General features: G+C 57.2%; 13 protein-coding genes and 1 pseudogene. 7 read left to right on the top strand and 7 right to left on the bottom strand.

What is annotated here, in order from left to right; genetic code table 11:
• Positions 1-38: 38 nt before the first annotated feature.
• Complete coding sequence (locus Poly21_RS12220; RefSeq protein WP_146407309.1) at positions 39-293, bottom strand: GlsB/YeaQ/YmgE family stress response membrane protein; 255 nt, start codon at positions 291-293, stop codon at positions 39-41.
• Positions 294-573: 280 nt separating this feature from the next.
• Here Poly21_RS12220 and Poly21_RS12215 point away from each other — a divergent pair, with 280 nt between their 5' ends.
• Complete coding sequence (locus Poly21_RS12215; protein WP_146407308.1) at positions 574-2019, top strand: catalase; 1446 nt, start codon at positions 574-576, stop codon at positions 2017-2019.
• 64 nt (positions 2020-2083) lie between these two features.
• On the opposite strand, the gene Poly21_RS12210 is transcribed toward Poly21_RS12215, so the two are convergent.
• From Poly21_RS12210 to Poly21_RS12200, 3 genes are all read right to left on the bottom strand, one after another.
• Positions 2084-3499, bottom strand: coding sequence for an L-serine ammonia-lyase (locus Poly21_RS12210; RefSeq protein WP_146407307.1), 1416 nt, complete (start codon positions 3497-3499; stop codon positions 2084-2086).
• A 160-nt stretch (positions 3500-3659) separates the two neighbouring features.
• Entirely contained in the window at positions 3660-4607 is a 948-nt protein-coding gene (locus tag Poly21_RS12205; protein WP_302118764.1) for a proline racemase family protein, read from the bottom strand.
• 137 nt (positions 4608-4744) lie between these two features.
• Entirely contained in the window at positions 4745-5713 is a 969-nt protein-coding gene (locus Poly21_RS12200; RefSeq protein WP_146407306.1) for a dihydrodipicolinate synthase family protein, read from the bottom strand.
• Between the two features lie 537 nt (positions 5714-6250).
• On the opposite strand from Poly21_RS12200, the gene Poly21_RS12195 reads away from it, so the two are divergent.
• From Poly21_RS12195 to Poly21_RS12185, 3 genes are all read left to right on the top strand, one after another.
• On the top strand, positions 6251-8596 hold the full coding sequence (locus tag Poly21_RS12195) for an FAD-dependent oxidoreductase (protein ID WP_146407305.1): 2346 nt from the start codon (positions 6251-6253) through the stop codon (positions 8594-8596).
• Positions 8596-10275, top strand: coding sequence for an FMN-binding protein (locus Poly21_RS12190; protein WP_146407304.1), 1680 nt, complete (start codon positions 8596-8598; stop codon positions 10273-10275). Before Poly21_RS12195 ends, Poly21_RS12190 begins: the two co-directional genes overlap by 1 nt.
• An 85-nt stretch (positions 10276-10360) precedes the next feature.
• On the top strand, positions 10361-11914 hold the full coding sequence (locus Poly21_RS12185) for a sulfatase family protein (protein WP_146407303.1): 1554 nt from the start codon (positions 10361-10363) through the stop codon (positions 11912-11914).
• 161 nt (positions 11915-12075) lie between these two features.
• On the opposite strand, the gene Poly21_RS12180 is transcribed toward Poly21_RS12185, so the two are convergent.
• On the bottom strand, positions 12076-12339 hold the full coding sequence (locus Poly21_RS12180; protein ID WP_146407302.1) for a hypothetical protein: 264 nt from the start codon (positions 12337-12339) through the stop codon (positions 12076-12078).
• A 434-nt stretch (positions 12340-12773) separates the two neighbouring features.
• Positions 12774-12944: a hypothetical protein gene (locus tag Poly21_RS27465; RefSeq protein WP_302118761.1), complete on the bottom strand. Its 171-nt coding sequence runs from the start codon at positions 12942-12944 to the stop codon at positions 12774-12776.
• 99 nt (positions 12945-13043) lie between these two features.
• Between Poly21_RS27465 and Poly21_RS28300 the strand changes: the two are divergent.
• From Poly21_RS28300 to Poly21_RS27455, 3 genes and pseudogenes are all read left to right on the top strand, one after another.
• Positions 13044-13160, top strand: a pseudogene (locus tag Poly21_RS28300) (hypothetical protein); the annotation flags it as partial.
• A complete protein-coding gene (locus Poly21_RS27460; RefSeq protein ID WP_302118760.1) occupies positions 13156-13785 on the top strand; it encodes a hypothetical protein in 630 nt (209 codons plus the stop codon). The pseudogene Poly21_RS28300 and the gene Poly21_RS27460, both read left to right, overlap by 5 nt.
• Positions 13782-13991: a penta-EF hand family protein gene (locus tag Poly21_RS27455; RefSeq protein ID WP_302118759.1), complete on the top strand. Its 210-nt coding sequence runs from the start codon at positions 13782-13784 to the stop codon at positions 13989-13991. Before Poly21_RS27460 ends, Poly21_RS27455 begins: the two co-directional genes overlap by 4 nt.
• Before the next feature lie 196 nt (positions 13992-14187).
• On the opposite strand, the gene Poly21_RS12165 is transcribed toward Poly21_RS27455, so the two are convergent.
• Positions 14188-18294: a Kelch repeat-containing protein gene (locus tag Poly21_RS12165; protein ID WP_302118757.1), complete on the bottom strand. Its 4107-nt coding sequence runs from the start codon at positions 18292-18294 to the stop codon at positions 14188-14190.
• Positions 18295-18474: the final 180 nt, after the last annotated feature.

Genomic DNA, 18474 nt, shown 5'->3' with positions numbered 1-18474 from the left:
CGCGCGGTCTTACGCAGCCGGCGACTAGCAAGAGTTTCTTAGTCGATGAACTTTCCTCGACGAACACAGATAACGAGCAAGATCACAGCGCCCACCAGTGACCCGATCCAACCGCTCGATTGGACCAACGAACCACCTTGAAACAGATATCCAAGGGCTCCACCGACGAACGATCCCGCGATACCTAACAGCATGGTGCGGAGGCACCCCAACTGCTGCTCTCCTGGTACTAAAACTCGCGCGATGAGTCCAATCAGCAGTCCGAAGACGACCCAGCCAATCAACCAAACCATGAAGATATCTTTGTTGTAACTTTGTAATTGGGACCGCGACCGCGTGAAGTGTCCAGGACAATCCGAACGCTCAATATGCGTGCTTGCGCTCAATGCATTTTGCGTGCCAAGCTTAGGCAAGACGGTTGCTGTCCAGGGTCAGTGACAGGCTAAGGTCGGATTTTGATCAAGGTGGTCGTTGAGAGATCAATTTCGGCCCTGCTGCGGCTCATCGTGGTACTGCCAAGTGTTACACTGCGGTCGCGTTTGCCCCGATGCCTACCTGAAAGGAAATTTCAAGATGACGAACAACGATCGCAATCCCACGACGACTGATGCGGGAATTGGCGTCGCTAGTGACGAGCACTCCCTGAGTGTCGGTCCCGATGGTCCCATCTTGCTCCATGATCATTACCTCATCGAGCAGATGGCCAATTTCAATCGCGAGCGCATCCCCGAGCGTCAGCCGCATGCGAAGGGCTCGGGCGCATTTGGTCATTTTGAAGTCACCCATGACGTGAGTGCCTTTACAAAAGCGGCAGTGTTCCAACCGGGCACGAAAACCGACACGCTGATCCGTTTCTCTTCGGTTGCCGGAGAGCGAGGCAGTCCCGACACATGGCGGGACCCGCGTGGGTTTGCACTGAAGTTCTATACGAGCGAGGGCAACTATGACATGGTCGGCAATAACACGCCCGTGTTCTTCGTGCGCGATCCCTTAAAGTTCCAGCACTTCATCCGCTCCCAGAAACGACGGGCTGACAACGGACTTCGAGACCACGATATGCAGTGGGACTTCTGGACGCTTTCGCCTGAGTCAGCCCACCAAGTCACATGGCTGATGGGCGACCGGGGGATCCCGAAGACCTACCGGCATATGAACGGATACTCCAGTCATACGTACATGTGGGTGAATGCAAGTGGTCAACGCTTCTGGGTGAAATACCATTTCAAGACTCATCAAGGAATTGAGTTTTTGACCCAAGCGGAGGCTGATCAGATCGCAGGCAGCGATAGCGACTACCACCGGCGTGATTTGTTCAACTCGATCAAGCACGGTGACTACCCCCGTTGGACTTTGCACATGCAGATCATGCCGTTCGAGGAGGCGGCGACCTATCGATTCAATCCATTCGATCTTACGAAGGTTTGGCCACATGCGGATTATCCACTGCAGGAGGTTGGTCGACTGACACTGCATCGCAACCCAACCGATTTCCATACCGAGATCGAGCAAGCTGCATTTGAACCCAATAATTTGGTGCCGGGCATCGGTATTAGCCCTGACAAGATGTTGCTCGGCCGCATGTTCGCCTACGCGGACGCCCACCGTCACCGGATCGGCGTCAACTACAAACAAATTCCGGTTAACAAACCTCAGTGTCCGGTCTTCAGCTATAGCAAAGACGGCCCGATGCGGGTGGAGAATGTAAGCGACCCGGTGTACGCACCCAATTCCAAGGGCGGTCCGGCGGCTGATCCGGAGCGTTATCCGGAATCAGCGACGTGGGCCGCCAATGGCGAGTTCATCCGCTCCGCCTACACGCTGCGTCAAGACGATGACGATTTTGGCCAAGCTGGAACGCTCGTCCGCGATGTCATGGACGACGCCGCCCGTGATCGCTTGGTTTCCAACGTAGTGGGGCACCTCAAGGCAGATGTCACGAAACCCGTGCTGGAGCGCGCAGTGGAGTACTGGCGGAACATTGACCAGGCCACCGGTGACCGCATCGCCAAGGAATTTTAATGCGAACAGCGGCGTCTCACTGTCGCCTTCCGGCGTCGGGGGCTGCGGGCATCATGATGTGATCTCAGCATTCACTGATGTTGACGGCGAGCCCACCTCGGGATGTTTCTTTGTAACGTGATGACATGTCCGCTCCGGTGCGTTTCATCACGCGGATGACGCGGTCGAGTGAGACGAAATGCTCGCCGTCTCCGCGTAACGCTAAGCGACTCGCGTTGATCGCTTTGACCGCTCCCATGGCGTTACGCTCGATACAGGGGACTTGCACGAGGCCTTTGATCGGATCGCAGGTCAATCCAAGATTATGCTCCATGCCGATCTCGGCAGCTTGTTCTACTTGCCGGGGCGTCCCTCCCAACGCTTCGGTCAATGCACCTGCAGCCATCGAACAGGCCACGCCGACCTCGCCTTGACAACCCACCTCCGCACCGGAGATGGAAGCATTGCGTTTGTAGAGCGAGCCGATCACGGCAGCGGTCAGTAGGAATCGTCGGATCGTATCCGGTGTGACCGAATCACAAAATCGATCGAGATAGTGCAGCAGTGCCGGGACGATGCCAGCCGCCCCATTGGTCGGTGCCGTCACGACCCGCCCTCCCGCTGCATTCTCTTCATTGACTGCCAACGCGTACAGATCGACCCAATCGAGAACCGTCATCGGGTCGCGCATCTCGGAATCGCTCTGTTCGCTCAATTTGCGAAACAAACCAGGGGCGCGGCGACGGATCTTCAGTCCACCAGGCAGGATGCCCTCGACCCGGCAACCTCGCTCCACACAGTCCCGCATCGTTTTCCAAATCCGATCAAGACCCTCGCGAATTTCCTCGTCGCTCCGCAATGCTCGTTCATTCGCGAGGGCTAGGTCACTGATGGAAATACCATGCTGCTGAGTCAATTCCAGTAACTCGCGCGCGGACGAAAATGGATAAGGAACGGGCACCTCGGGCGAAGCTGGCGAGCGAATCCCCGTCGTTTCATCGTCTGTAATCTGCGCAGGAATGACGAACCCGCCACCAATGGAGAAGTAGGTTGCTTCGTAGACTGGACTTACTGCGTCGCAAGTCTCGAATGCCTGAAACCGCATGCCATTGGAATGGGTGTCCAGCGTGGTTCTGCGGTTGAACACCAGATCGGTATTTTCATCAAAGACGATCTGTTGGTTCCCGGCCAGTTGCAATTTTTTGTCTTGGCGGATGGACTGGATCTTTTCAGCGGTTAATTCAGGATCGATCTGATCGGGAACCTCGCCTTGCAAGCCCATCAGCACGGCAATGTCGGTGGCGTGGCCGAGACCGGTCAGAGCGAGAGAACCATAGAGATCAACACGTACGCGTTGGACGCTCGCGATTAGATGACGCTCGGACAGTTCATGCAGGAACATCTCCGCAGCCCGCATAGGGCCGACCGAATGCGAGCTCGATGGGCCAATGCCAATCTTGAAAAGATCAAAGACGCTGTAATAGGGCAGTTCAGAGCTCATCGTGTCATTGCAATCGTTGCCGAGTAAGTTGGTGGTGGATCGCTCCGCCGATCCATCGTTTTGGCGACCGGCAAATTGACGGCTCGCTCACGTTTAAACCGCGAATCCATGATGCGCTTCCATGATGCGCTGTCCTACTGATCGACGGAGCGATCAGCGACTATCCGATACCGTGCGGGAACGGGTCCCCCACCTGTGCAACGAAGCAGCATTCCCCGTACACATAGGCGGTCCCGGTGATAGTGGGGAGGATGGCTCCGGGACCACTCGGCTCGTAACTGCCGACAAATCGGCTGCCGATGATGCTCTCCTGGATCCATGGTTCGCCTGGTTTCAGCTTGCCGTCTGCTGCCAAGCATGCCAGTTTGGCGCTGGTGCCGGTCCCGCAGGGCGAGCGGTCGTAGGCACCGCCTGGGCAGTAGACAAAGTTGCGGCTATCGGCGTCCTCCGCTTGCGCTGCACCAAAAAACTCGACATGATCAATCTCCGCGCCAGCGACACCGCTCACGCCATCACGCCGGAGCGCATCGCGAATGTCCTGCGCCGCGTGATTGAGTTCCCTTAGATGCGAGAGTGATAGCGGCAGCGGAGATGCAGTCAGAAAGAACCAGTTGCCACCCCAGGCGACGTCGCCACGGACGGTGCCCAAACCGTCGACATCCACCGCGATGTCGTGATGCAAGCGATAGCTGGGCACATTATCAAAAGAAACTTGATTGGCACCGGTCAGGCGAAACGTGATCACACCCACCGGTGTTTCCAGCCGATGGACGCCGGGCTCGATGCGACCAGCGTACGCCATCGCCGCAGCGACTCCGATGGTGCCGTGTCCACACATACCGAGGTAATCTCGGTTATTAAAAAAAATGACTGCCGCAACACAATCAGGGTCCGTCGGTTCGCAGAGGAGCGCGCCGACCATCGCTTCGTTACCACGTGGCTCGGTAATCATCATGCGACGAAAGTGATCGGAATCCCGCTGCATTCGTCGAACCCGCTCAATGAGCGGCCCGTTACCTAAGTCCGGTCCGCCTGCGACGACGACGCGCGTCGGCTCTCCACCGGTGTGCGTGTCGATTACTTTCACATTCTCAAACAGCTGCATCATTTACGAGACTCTAGGTGCTGAGATTTGTTGGATTCGTAGCTTGGGACCAATGTCCCGAGCGACCAACTCGACGACGGTTCAGCAAAACGAGACCTCGGACGGGACAACGGTCCCATCCTAAGGTCAGTTTTGCCAAGTCATTGAGCGAGGGGGCGGGCAGCGTTTTTCGCACCCGGCCACTGCGCCCACCAATTCTTGAACAGACGCCACTGATCGTCGATGAACGCCTGTTGGCTGTCGCTCAGCGCGTCAGAGGGATTGAAGTGGTGCTGGTATTCGGGGTCGCCTTCGAGCACCATCAGTCGCTTGTAGTACAACACGAGGTCGGCTCCCTCATCGAACTTCGACAGCACCGCCATCGCCGCTTCCAACTCCAGAGCCCATTGTCTGGCTTCGACGTCGCCGGTTGCCGCTTGCTGGCAAAGTTCGACAAGCCGGAGGACTTGAAGCGGCAGCGCATTGCCAACGCCTGTGATCGCGCCGACGGCGCCGCAGCGTACAAAGCCATGGAAGACTTGCGTGTCCACACCCACCATCAACGCCAGATCAGGATTACCACTGGTGATGTGTTCGGCCGCATAACTGAGTGATTCCGCGCCGCCAAATTCTTTGAAGCCGACCAGATTGGCATGTTCTCGGCGAAGGTCAAAGAACAAGTCAGCTTTGGTCTGATATCCGTAGTAGGGGCTATTGTAGATCACAGCGGGGACGTTGCTGGCCGCACGGAGGATGTCGCCGAAGTGAGCTCTTTGGGCCGGTACCGAGGTGCCCCGAGAGAGGACTCGAGGAATGACCATGAGTCCTGCGGCGCCCACGCGATTGGCATGAGCGGCATGCTCGGCAGCGAGTTTCGGGTTCTGGGCACCGGTTCCCACGACGACCGGAATGTCGGCAGCGACCAATTTCGCTACCCCCTCTTGCCGCTGGGCGTCGCTGAGCAAGGGCCAGTCACCCATCGATCCGCAATACACGACCCCATTCATGCCGACATCCATCAACTCACGTCCTTTGCGGACGAGCGCGTCAAAATCAGGCGTTCCGTGGGCATCGCATGGCGTCATCAACGCCGGGATACAACCGGTGAAAATCTGATTGGCAGTACTCATCGCTACAGTCAATTGCGTCGGAAGGAAGGTTAGATTGGGAAAGCAACTGCCACTTAGCGGCCCGTTGAGTTAGGTGTTCGCGAAATTCACATGCAAATACGAACCCGAAGCGATCGTCATAATTTGGATGTCGAGATGTTCGCTGCCGCGTCAGGGGTGCAAATCATCGGCCAGTTCGGCCTTTGATAGCCGGATAGTAAACTTAAAAATCCGCGCAGTCTAGCGAACCGATTTCGCCAAAATCGCGAGCCATGGCCCTCGTGATCATGCGATCGCTGAGCGGATCTTTCCGGCGATATCTCGCGGACATGGCACCACGTCCGCGTTTCATCTGTGCGTCGCGCTAACTGGCAGCAGGCAGGTCGCCTACCCGCTACGCGGATCCCAATCGCATAACCCATGCACCGCGAACAACATTTGCCGCACGATTCATCTAGACTGGTGGGATGTTGCGCCAAGGGCATTCCTGACGTGATCATTCCCCACCTAGTTTTTCCCACCTACCTTCCGTTTTTCCCACCTACCTTCCGAGCGCCAATGTCGATACACCGAAACCTCTTGCAGTTCTTTTCTACGCTTCTGCTCCCCCTGGCGATGGCCGGTCTGGGGGTGGCGGCTGCGGTTGCGCCGACATCAGCGTTCGCTGATGGAAAATCCGCCGCTGGCGTGCTCGTTGAGGCCGAGTCACTGAACACCGCCGGTGGTTGGAAGCTTGACACGCAGTTCATTCGCGAAATGGGGTCTCCCTATCTGTTGGCTCACGGGCTCGGTAAGCCTGTAGCGGACGCGTCTGGATCCGTTCAAGTACCCACGCCAGGCGAATATCACGTGTATGTGCGTACGAAGGACTGGGTCGCCCGGTGGGGAGCCCCCGGAACCCCGGGGCGGTTCCAATTGCTCATCGACGGTGTGCCCCTGGAGACCACATTCGGCACCGAGGGCGCTGATTGGCACTGGCAGGACGGTGGCACTGTCGAGATCCCTGAGAAGACAGTGGAGCTCACGCTGCGCGACTTGTCCGGGTTCGATGGTCGATGTGATGCGATCTACCTCACCCAGTCGAATGAGGCACCGCCCAACGACGACACGATCCTGCCAGGGTGGCGCCGCGAGTTACTCGGAATCGACGAAGAAGTGGCCACCCAAGATGGTTACGACCTCGTCGTCATCGGCGGTGGCTATTCCGGTCTCGGTGCTGCGATCGCCGCCGCCCGCGCCGGTTGTCAGGTCGCGCTGATCCAGGATCGGGGCGTGCTCGGCGGCAATGGCTCGAGTGAAGTTCGGGTATGGGCCAAGGGCGAGATCCGGCGTGGCAAGTATCCCCGGATTGGGGAAATAGTCGAAGAAATCTCCGACGACGCGAAGAAGTCACCTGGCACCTACGAAGAATTCGAGGATGAAAAGAAGGAGGCCATCGTCCGCGCCGAGCCGAACATTGATCTGTTTTTAAACCATCATGCGTATCAGGTCGAAATGGATGAGAACTACATCCAGAGCGTCGAGGCGTTTGACACACAAACCAGCCGGCGACTGAGGTTCGTGGCGCCCTTGTTCGCTGACTGCACCGGACATGCCACGATCGGATTTTTAGCGGGCGCTGACTTTGACATGTCACCCGATGGCCGGATGGGCATGAGTAACATGTGGGCGTGGGACGAGATGGACGAAGAGGTCGTTTTTCCCGAGACACCCTGGGCTCTCGATTTGGAGATGCAAGACTTCCCTTACCCACGGGACCACCACGCTCAGTGGTTCTGGGAGTCCGGGTTCGATCAAGATGCTATCGGCGATGCCGAAGGCATTCGCGACTGGAATCTGAGAGCGTCCTACGGTGCCTTCAACGCCATGAAGAACCGCGGTGGAGCGGCCGAGCACAAGCATGCGACGATGACGTGGCTAGCCTACATCGGCGGGCCGCGCGAGTCTCGTCGATTGCTCGGGGATGTAATTTTGGAGCACGACGATATCATCCAAAAGAAGCAGTTCGTCGACGGTACCGTGCCGAGTACCTGGTCCGTCGATCTGCACTACCCCAAAAAACAGTACGCCGAGAAGTTTCCTGACAACCCGTTTATTTCAATCGCCGTCCACGGCTCGGGTGTCGATCGCGCGGTGGGCTATCCCATCCCATACCGTTGTTTTTACTCGCGAAATATTCCCAACCTGTTCATGGCGGGGCGGTGTATCAGCGTGACCCACGAAGCGTTGGGGACGACTCGGGTGATGAAGACGTGCGGGATGATGGGCGAAGTCGTTGGGAAAGCGGCTTCGCTATGCCGACTGCACAAGTGCCTGCCGCGTGATATCTATTACAACTATTGGCCAGAGCTCGATGCAATGCTGAAACTACCCGGCAAAGCTCATCGTGAGAGCGTCGATGCGGAATTCGTGATTCCTGACGATGCCATGGAACTGGCCAAACCCCCGGTATCGAAACAGGCCAGTGACCCTTCCAAAGGAATCGATCCAAAGACGTTCAGTGGAGTTATCGTTGACGATTCCGCTGCCAAACGCACCGGTAGCTGGACTGCGGGCACTGGCTTGGCGAAGTTCGTCGGTGAACGCTACCTCTACAGCAGCAGCCCGGACGCTAAGATTCGGTTTGATTTCGTTACGCCTCCGTCGGGAAAGCAAGAGATTCTCTTGGCCTATCAAGCACATGAAAATCGTGGCAAGCGAGTTGCCGTCACTCTGCAATTGGGAAATGATTCGCTGCAGCAGACGATTGACATGACCGTCGAACCACCTATCGATGGACTCTTTGTGTCACTCGGGACCATAGATGTTAGTCAGGCAGTGCGTGGTTCGGTCACCCTGTCGGCTAAGGATGCTGGGGGGCACGTCCATGCTGATGCGATCCGAGTGAAGCCAGTCGACAAATAATGCGTCTGTCTGATTCGGCTCGTCGCATTCTGGTCCACGCAGTCCGTGTGGGCCTATTCGCGACGATCATCCTGCTCGTGCACTCGCGTTTCGCGGTCGGCACGAGCCATACCGCCCGCGATCCGGCTATCGGGATCGATGATGTCGCGCGCATCATGCCTGACGCCGCAGCGCTCGGCGACGTCAATGAGGACGGCTCACGCGCTGTGCTCAACTCCGACGATGGGCCGCTTGGCTACGTCTTGCAGACGTCCCCCATTAGCGATCATATCATTGGCTTCTCGGGGCCCACGAATATGCTCGTGGCGTTCGGACCTGACGATTCCATTGTCGGTGTCAGTATCCTTCGCAGTGGGGATACTCGCGAGCATCTAGACGAAGTGCGTGAGAGTCCCGGATTCCTATCATCGTTTGATGGCAAATCACGTAGCGAGGTTGCCGGCACCGTTCAGGTTGACGCGGTCTCCGGAGCCACTCTCACCAGTTTGGCAATCAGTGAATCCATCATTCACCGTTTGGGCGGAGCCAAAACGTCCTTGCGTTTTCCCGAGCCAGCAGAGATATCAGAACTTCAGTCTCTGTTTCCGGATGCTGATCACCTGCAATCCGGCGACCGATCAGATCTCACAGCAGTTTACGCCGCTGATCAGCTCGCTGGGTACGTCCTCCGCAGTTCGCCAGCGGCAGATAATATCGTCGGATATCAAGGCCCCACCGACACTTTTATCGGATTGAATTTAGACAAACATGTCAATGGATTCGTGGTCGGACAATCGTACGATAATGAACCCTATGTGGGTTACGTGCGCGAGGATGACTATTTCCGCAGGACGTTCAACGAACTCTCGCTGGACGAACTTGCGTCTGCCGACCTACAAGCAATGCAGGTCGAAGGTGTGTCGGGCGCGACCATGACGAGTCTTGCGGTCGCCGAGGGCATTGTTGCCGCGGCGCAAACACAGCTTAAGTCCGCGCAGAACGCACGTTCCCCAGAGCAGTCGAGTTGGCTGAGTATTCATGATTTGGGTACCGGTCTGGTGATTGTCGCGGCGATCATCATTGGATTCACGCGTCTTCGTGCGAACAAGCGTCTGCGGATTGCCTTTCAACTCATCCTCATTGTTTACCTTGGATGGACAGTCGGGAATTTGCTCTCGCAAGCCATGATCGCAGGCTGGGCCAAACACGGGTTGCCGTGGCGAAATGCAGCGGGACTGGTCATGCTATCGATTGCGGCGTTCGCCTGTCCGATCTTCACCAAACGTAATCTCTACTGCTCCCATCTGTGTCCGCACGGAGCCGTCCAGCAGCTCGTCAAGCGACGGATCGGCTATCAGGTTTCGCTGAATCGGACCCTGACGAAACTATGGAAGCTGATTCCGGGATTGCTATTGCTGTGGTGTCTCGTCGTCGTGTTGGCGGGACTCTCATTCAGCTTGGTCGACATTGAGCCCTTTGATGCGTATCTATTTCCAATTGCAGGATGGGCCACCATCGTCGTTGCGATTGTGGGGATCGTGGCATCGCTGTTCATACCGATGGCCTATTGTCGGTTCGGATGCCCGACGGGGTTGCTGCTAGAATACCTCCGCTACAATGCCAAAAGCGATCGCTGGACGATCCGAGATTGGATCGCCACGGGATACTTGGCGTTAGCGGTCGCGATCTGTTTTTTGTAAGCCGTTCTGAGGCTGATTTGACGAACCCAGGCCCAGAGTCGATAGTAGACGCCTACCCTGTACTTGCCCCTAATAAAAACACTCCATGAGCAAAACCTACTCGTTTCGTGCGGCGGTCTTCGCCGCGTTGTGCTTCACTTCGTTTGGTGGCGCTGTCCTGCCTGCTGCCACGCCTGAATCGCCCAACATTATCGTGATCATGGCGGACGATCTCGGTTACGGTGATGTGTCGTGCAACGGCGCCACGGCGCTCCAGACTCCCAATATCGATCAACTGGCGTCCGAAGGGATACGGTTTACCGACGGATACTGCTCGGCGTCGACTTGCACGCCGACTCGCTACTCATTTCTGACGGGCGACTACGCGTTTCGCACGGCCGGTACGGGCATTGCGGCACCCAACGCGCCAGCGATCATCAAGCCGGGCACCGAGACAATTGCCTCTCTGCTTGGACAGGCTGGATATGCGACGGGCGTCGTTGGCAAATGGCACCTAGGTTTGGGAGACAAAGGCGGTCCGGACTGGAATGGAGAATTGAAACCCGGGCCCCTCGAGATCGGCTTTGATTCTTGTTTTTTGTTACCGACGACGAATGACCGGGTTCCTCAGGTCTATGTACAAGACCATCGGGTATTGAACCTCGACCCCGCCGATCCGTTGTGGGTCGGCAATAAAAAGCCGAGCAAGGACTACCCGACGGGGATTTCAGAACGTGATTCATTGCGGATGGATTGGTCGCATGGGCACAACGGCACCATCCACAACGGCATTAGCCGAATTGGTTTCTACACCGGTGGGAATTCCGCCCGTTTCCGCGACGAAGACTTGGCCGACAAGTGGGTTGAAAAGTCCAATGAGTTTATCGAACAGCATCAGGACGAGCGATTCTTTTTGTTCTTCTCAGCACATGACATCCATGTGCCCCGCATGCCTCATGAGCGCTTTCAAGGCAAGACCACCCTCGGCTATCGTGGCGATTGTATTGTTGAGTTTGACTGGTGCGTCGGCGAACTCATGAAGACCCTCGATCGACTCAATCTCGCTGAGAACACACTCGTTATCTTGACCAGTGACAACGGCCCGGTACTCGATGACGGGTATAAGGACGGAGCGATCGAAAAGATTGGTGATCACCGCGCCGCGGGCGTGTACACCGGTGGCAAATACAGTGTTTACGAAGGCGGCACCCGCATCCCATTTGTCACCCGTTGGAAGGGACACATTGAGCCCGGGGTGAGTGACGCACTCGTCTGCACTATCGACCTGGCGGCGAGTTTAGCCGCGATTGTCGGGCAGGACATGCCCGCGAACGTTTGTCAGGATAGCGTTGACGTATCCGAGGCACTTTTGGGACGTGAGGACAGTCAAGGTCGCTCATGGCTGGTGCAGCAGGACAATGGGAATGGAGGCGATTTTGGATTTCGCAAAGGCAAGTGGAAGCTGCAACAGCACGCTTCGGGACAGGCGAGAAACGTTGTCGTTGAAGAGCCACTGCAGAATCGCAAGGTGCCCAAGTTCATGCTGTTCGACCTCGAACAGGATCCTGCAGAGCAGCATAATGTGATCGACGAGCACCCTGAGATTGCGGCACAGATGAAAGCGGATCTCGCCGCGATTATCGCCGGCAAAAAACCGTAGCTTGGGACCATCGTCCCGGGCGACACACCGCGTTCTCCGCAGTGGATCTTGCCAAAGATCCCGTCGGTAGAGTCTCGCGAGAAGATCCACTGCGTCTGTTTTTCAGTTAGTGCCGCTAACCAGCGCCGCGTCGAGCGGTCGGCCGTCGCTGAGTGCGTCATTCACGTTGAGAATGAATTGTCAAACGAATTCGATTCTCGGGTGCCTGGCCAATTGATTTCGGCGGCGGGAAGACCTGCGGTGTGTGCTGCATCCACGAGCGGCGGGATACGCGCCAGATCGCTCGGATCGCGATCTTTGTCAATGGTCGCTGCCGCGCCGATGGAGCCTCGGCCATGGACGCCGTTCGCCAGCACTCCATGTCGTGCGCGGCGGACGCGGGGCCGCGAGGGGCAGGCTGCGAGTCCATCGATGGAAACGGACATCACGTGACAGGTCGCATGTGCTGTTGAGGCAGGTGACCAGAAACCGCACTCAGCAATGCGATGAGACTCATGATTCGATTTCAGCTCGCGTGGAGATTCAACTGTACTAACTACTTTTGTTAAGTATTTAGGCATGGGGTGCTCATCAGATCGCGTGAGCATGTTCAGACGATTTGGCCTGTCAAGCAGCTCCATAGGCTAAGGGATCAGCAAGGTTTTTCGATGAGATCCTGCGCCGGTCTTCTGTGCACCAATCGCAACCCTGAACGCGAATTGATTTGGTTGGCAAGCTCCGCTGCCTCGAGAGCAATCGTAGAAACTCGCCGAAACCTTTGTGCGATCGTCAGGTTAGATGTCTTGAGGAAAACGAAACAATTCTCTTCCCCTCTTCTTGAGTTAGGCGTTGGAAAATGCGTAGGAAATCACTGAGTCTGTTATTGGTCGCTGGGATGGTGTGGACGTTCACCCCAGTCATATCGGCCGCGCCCCCCGAGCGAAATGTTCGCGACGGTCAGCCACCTCGCGGGGATCGTGATCGAAGTGAACGTGATCGCGGTGAGCGTGATCGAGGTGAACGTGATCAGCAGGCGGAACCTGGTCAACATGGTGAGCAGGGTCCGCAGGCTCATCCCGAGGGTCCGGGGACGCACCGCAGCCCAGAATTTTCTCGCGGCCGCGGCGGCCCCTCTGGACCTGGCAGCCTGATGCAAATGCTGCCTATGGTTGCCGCACTCGATGCGGACAAAGATGGGGACATCTCGAGCGACGAGATTGCAAACGCGTCGGAGGCATTGAAGAAGCTCGACAAGAACGAAGATGGCAAGCTCGATAAGAGTGAACTGCGACCTCGGATGGCCGGCCAATTCGGACCGCCGCAATACGACGTACGCCGGTCCGGTCGTGATGGTGTTCGCGATCGGGACCGATCACGTAGCGGGCGAGGAGTACGGGCTGGCGGTGGACACGGCCGTGGCGACTATCGCCGCGGCGAAAGAAGTCGCGGTGACTTCGCCCGTGGTGCACATCGACGCGGAGACTTTGTACGCGGTTCGAGGGGACGTGGCGATGTCGGTCGTGGTGGGCGAGGACGTGGAGATCTCGCTCGAGGGCGACGCAACTTCGGTCGTGGAGGCCTCGGACGTGGTGGCCGGGGACGAGGTGTACAACGGCAAGGCGTGCACGGGCACGGTGATCAGGCGCACGGTGATCAGCGGCGAGGCGATCAGCGGCGAAGCGATCACAATCGTGGCGGACGAGGGCGCATGGATGATGCTCAAGGTACACGGGAGCGAGGGGGCCGACCTGACGGACAGCCCCGTCAGGATGCAACACGTGAAGGTGGACCCCGCGATCAGGATCGCGGTCCGCACGGTGACAAGGCACGGGATCAGGATCGCGAGAAGCCAGCAACCGGTCAAGGTCGACCACGCGACGCTTCATCGATGACAGAACGGCTATTGAAGCTGGACGCGAACGGTGACGGATCCCTGTCCGCGGATGAACTGACCAAGCTGCCTGAGGGAGGCCAACGACTCATCAAGTTTGCAGATCGCGACGAGGACGGTGCTCTCTCCAGCGAGGAGCTGACCAACATGAAAGATCGCGGTGCGGAGATGCGGCGGGAACGCCAGCAAAACGAGCAAAGTGAGTAACCGTCCGCGATCGTTTGTCCGTGAACGCTAGATTCGCCTGGTACATTTGCCGGATCGCTCTGCCGATCCGCGTCAGGCGGAGAACGTCTCTCACATCGGGCTCCAACAGATGCTGAATCTTGATTGGCCTATTACATCTAAATGCGCAGCGTGGGCGAATCTCAACGAGACTCGCCCACGTGTCATGGGCCAAATTTTACTTCCCTGTTAGCACCAACATCTCGGTCGAGTTGAGTTCTTGACCGCCGCCGCGACTGCCCGCGCCGCCAGCGGTAAAGAGCATGTCCTGATATTGCCCGATGCCGGTTCCGTGACGACCTTCCGCGAACACCGACATCACGCGCCACTCCCCTGAGTGGGTGTCGAGTGCATGAATCTGGTCGTGAGCGTCCTGTTGCTCCGATTCACCTCCGGCGATCAGCAACTCGTCGCCCAAGCGAAATGCAAAGCACCCTGCACGGGGCGAAGGCAGGTTGCTCGTCGTCGGCAGCGTCGACCAAGTGCCACTTTCCAAATCGAGCACGTCGACTTCAGGAATGGTAAGATCAAAAACGTGTTTGTTGACCGCCGATGTTTTGCGTCCACCTGCAGCGTAGAGTTTGCCGTCGATGACCATGGCTTGGAAGTGATCGCGGACGCGGGGTGCGTCTGCTAAGCTCTCCCACGCACCCGTTTTCAGGTCGAGTCGATCGAGCCACGGCACCCAGCCGTCCCAATGACCATTTCGAATTCCACAAACTAAATACAGTGCGTCGTCATTCAAGACAACGCCCGCGCCGCCGCGTTGACGGCCTTGCGGAATCTCCGGTCCCCATGACCACTCATCTGCACGGGGATCATAGATGAGAACACGTTCGATGGAGGTTTCTCGCGGGTACTTTCCCGTCATCGCGCTCGCCAAATAGATGCGATGGTTCCAGACCACGCCTTGGAAATGATGGACTTCGATCGGCGGCTTGGCGCCGTGAGTCCACGTTTGGGTGGTCGGGTCAAAAATATCAACGGGTTGGATTCGCCGGCCACCGATCAGATACATCTTCCCGTCGCATTCGACCAATCCAGCTTCGTGCCGCGCGTGTGGCTGGTCGTTGGTATCGATCCGCTGCCAATGGAGTGGACGCTGAGCGACTTGGTCTTGTTTGGCCTTCAAAACGACCAACCAATCTTCGTTGGCATCGGCGGGCGGTAACCCCAATGAAACAGTTCCGCCGCCGCTAACTATTTCGACGCTGCCGCTGGCTAACTCGCCACCACTGCGTGGGTTGAACCAAGCGACGGTGAAATCGCTCGCCGCACCGCTTAAATCCAACTCTGCTTCTCCACCGCTAGGTAGGTAAACGAGATAAACCTCGTCGTCCTTGGCGAAGCAGAACCGCGACGTGTCGTGCTTTGGATTGCCGACCAAATCGTCCGCGTTTTTCATTTCCCAAAACGGGATCTTATGATCATGGAAAAAGTTAATCGCGATGCGGCAATAGTCCCAACTCTGGTCGCGGCTTCGCCAGTCTTCGCAAACGATGTCGTTTTGATCGAATTGGTATCCGAAGTAATATTCGCAGCCAGCACCCCCACCCATGAGTGTCCCCCACAGGGTTTCCTTGCGAACCTTATGTTGGGTGTAGACCATTTTTCCTGAGCGGTCATGGCCGTCGAAACCTTGATAGCCCAGGTCGGGACATTGGGCGTGGGCGGCAGAACCCGATTCGTCAAATGCTACGATCCACGGTTTGCCTGCTTCGGATGACTCGTTGACCCATTTGACGGTCTGAGCGTGGGTCGTCTCGAGGCTGCTGTTCTGCAGCGACACGCCCGTCAATTTGGACTGATCGCCCAATAGCGGCTTGTAGACTTTGTCCTGCTGGCTCGGGAAAGTGTGAATCACGATGTTGTGATCGTACGGATCGGTCTCGGCGATGTAGTCGATCATTGCTTTGACTTGCGCGGTCGACTGTGTGTTCTCTTCGCCAATGTTCCAGTTCAGTGCAAGGTTATGTCCAAACCGAGCAATGATCTCTCGACAATACAGTTTTCGCTGCACGCCGAGATCGCCACCGTCGAGCGACTCATTGACACGTCCACCCTTGCCGCCTGTCCCGCGGGTATGGTCATCGTTCTCAGTCTCTTGCATCTTGAAGTGCAGGTACATGCCCAGGGCAGTACCATGGTCAAAGACCGTTCCCCATTGGTCGAGTTTGCTGCAGTCGTAGTGCAGCTTGTCATCCCGATGGATGAATGGCCAAACATTGTCACCGTCGCCACCAGCGTTGTAAGTCAAGAATGAGAATGCATTGCACCCCTTGCCTGAAAGATAGTTGACGGCGCCGATCAGCCCCTTGCCTTTGCCGTTTTGCCAGGTGGGGTCACCTTGCTTCCAATCCTGTTCATGAGCAGCCCAGGTCTTCAGGGGTGCCTTTTTAGGGTTGCCGGCAACGGTATTATCAAAATCAGCAAATGCGAGCAGCGTTTCAGGAGCATCCGCACCGGCTTTGAGGAAGTACTCTTTCGATCCTGCGAACTGAAGATAGTGCTTGCCCACGTACTGCAGTCGCCCGTGAGCGCGCAAGTCGCGTCCCTGCTTGTCCGACGCTGTAATTTCGAATTTGCCTTGCTTGCCATCATAGGCTGCCAGTGGTTTCGATGGTGCCTTGGCATCCAAGGCCGCGTTTTTCCCTTGAACGAACGAGACTGAATACGACCACTCGCCCGCTTGATCGGGAGCGAATAAGGCACGCCAGACTGTTCCGTCCTGGGCGGACGTGTTGGCAGCGTTCCCGTCGGCAGCAAAGAAGCCGGGCACAATGACCTGTTGGCCACCGGAATGGGTGAAAGTCACCGTCATCCGGTCGTCGGTAAACGGATTCGGCGCGTTGTCTTGCTCATGAGCATAAGGGCCGCTCAGATCGAGTGTGACCTTGTGCCATACCTTCTGCTCTCCGCTGATGCGAACACTGCCGTCTCCATCGGGTTGGCGAGGCTCGTGCAGGGGCTTTGAACTGACTGGATTGGTTGGACTTGACGGACGGGAGTTCGCTGCTTGCGAGTTGGCAGCCCGCGCTTGTTCGGCCAAGTAGGGTTTGGCAGCGAGGCGAGTCTCGGCGTCTACCGGTGTGAAGGTGACTTCGCTCCAGCGTGCACGGCTATGCTGGTCTCCACCGACGCTGCCAATGGTCGAGCCGACGGCAATGATTGCACCTTCGGTAATATTGATGTTCTTCCAGGTGGCGTGATACTTCTTACCTTCCTCGGTCGTGCTCGGTGCCAAAGGGGATTGATAGTTGCCAATCTTCTCTCCATCGACGCTGACGACATAGTTCGATCGTCCATCGTTCTCCCCGACGGTTTTAAGCGTAACATCGTAGTGACCGGTGGGGTAGGGAAACGTGCGTTCGGCCGCACCACTGTTTGCTTGATCGGGATTGATCGCCAACCACTTTTCGCCATCGAGATAGTAGTTGCTGACCTTTCCGTCGGCGAACATGGTAGCGGGCATGCTCAACCCGGTTTGGTCGCCACTGCCCACTTGCTCGGTCGCTCGGGACTGAGTCGTCGCAGCCGCCGGAGCCGTCTGTACTGCCGGAAAACTCGTGGGCAGCTTTCCCGCCTTGATTTCCGCAGGAGGGCCTGCATCGTCAGGCCGCTGGAAATCGCGATCCGAGGTCATCAACCATTTATCGAACTCGAAACCATCTTCCCGCATCGAAAATGAAATTGTGTGCTCGCCCGCTTTCTCGATATCGAGGAAGATCTTGTAAGGCTCTCCACAGTGCACCTTTTCGGTGCGCTGCTTACTTTCCCAACGCCAAGCGTTTTTGCCCTGGCACCACTGGAGACGTTGGCCGCTTTCGGGCCATGTTCCGTCGATGCCCACATGCAATCCATTGTCTTCGCCGCCTGTTGAATAGGCCCGCACCCAGACGTAGTACCGACCTGGGTTTTGGACGTGCACTTTGTATGAGAGCACGGCCATTTTGCCTGGAGTAGGCGAGAAATTGGTGCCATGGATCAGTTTGTCGGCGTGGGTGCGACGAGTGTCCGGGAGGATTTCCAAGTAGGCGCCGCCGCTGGCCCCGGCAGAATGATTGGGATCGCCATCGGGCTGGACATCTGGCGTCGCCCCTTCGTGGGTCAGGTAGAACGCGCGCGCGTCCGTTTCCGTTTGACGAAAAAAGTGTTCGGCTTCGACGGCGACGAGACCGTCAACCTCGCCAAACACAAGGGAGTCGTCGACAATCGGCTGCTGCGCCCCGGCAAGCTGGCAGCAAGCCGCCAACAGCAGGACGGTGGGGAAAGCAATTCGATTCATGATTGATCTCAACGTAGGAGGGTTAGAAATAATCTCCGGGCCAACGGCCCAGCAATATGCCTGACAGGGCAACGCCCTGGGTACGTCAGTCGGGCCGTCGGCCCAGCATGGTCGAGGCCCGGGACCCGAAACCCAGCCCGTCGGGTCGGGTCGGGCTGGGCACACAGGTGGTCCTGTGGT

Origin of the sequence: Allorhodopirellula heiligendammensis (assembly GCF_007860105.1) — a bacterium.
Lineage (GTDB): Bacteria > Planctomycetota > Planctomycetia > Pirellulales > Pirellulaceae > Rhodopirellula > Rhodopirellula heiligendammensis.
Note: the sequence above shows the minus strand (reverse complement) of the source record. Positions and strands in the feature narration are given on the sequence as shown.

Excerpts from the sequence above, each read along its gene's own strand:
- Poly21_RS12185 (WP_146407303.1), top strand. The coding sequence starts at position 10,361 with ATGAGCAAAACCTACTCGTTTCGTGCGGCGGTCTTCGCCGCGTTGTGC.
- Poly21_RS12195 (WP_146407305.1), top strand. The coding sequence starts at position 6,251 with ATGTCGATACACCGAAACCTCTTGCAGTTCTTTTCTACGCTTCTGCTC.
- Poly21_RS27460 (WP_302118760.1), top strand. The coding sequence starts at position 13,156 with ATGGCAAGCTCGATAAGAGTGAACTGCGACCTCGGATGGCCGGCCAAT.
- Poly21_RS12205 (WP_302118764.1), bottom strand. The coding sequence starts at position 4,607 with ATGATGCAGCTGTTTGAGAATGTGAAAGTAATCGACACGCACACCGGT.
- Poly21_RS12210 (WP_146407307.1), bottom strand. The coding sequence starts at position 3,499 with ATGAGCTCTGAACTGCCCTATTACAGCGTCTTTGATCTTTTCAAGATT.
- Poly21_RS12220 (WP_146407309.1), bottom strand. The coding sequence starts at position 293 with ATGGTTTGGTTGATTGGCTGGGTCGTCTTCGGACTGCTGATTGGACTC.
- Poly21_RS12165 (WP_302118757.1), bottom strand. The coding sequence starts at position 18,294 with ATGAATCGAATTGCTTTCCCCACCGTCCTGCTGTTGGCGGCTTGCTGC.
- Poly21_RS12200 (WP_146407306.1), bottom strand. The coding sequence starts at position 5,713 with ATGAGTACTGCCAATCAGATTTTCACCGGTTGTATCCCGGCGTTGATG.
- Poly21_RS12180 (WP_146407302.1), bottom strand. The coding sequence starts at position 12,339 with ATGTCCGTTTCCATCGATGGACTCGCAGCCTGCCCCTCGCGGCCCCGC.
- Poly21_RS12215 (WP_146407308.1), top strand. The coding sequence starts at position 574 with ATGACGAACAACGATCGCAATCCCACGACGACTGATGCGGGAATTGGC.
- Poly21_RS27465 (WP_302118761.1), bottom strand. The coding sequence starts at position 12,944 with ATGTTGACCAGGTTCCGCCTGCTGATCACGTTCACCTCGATCACGCTC.
- Poly21_RS12190 (WP_146407304.1), top strand. The coding sequence starts at position 8,596 with ATGCGTCTGTCTGATTCGGCTCGTCGCATTCTGGTCCACGCAGTCCGT.
- Poly21_RS27455 (WP_302118759.1), top strand. The coding sequence starts at position 13,782 with ATGACAGAACGGCTATTGAAGCTGGACGCGAACGGTGACGGATCCCTG.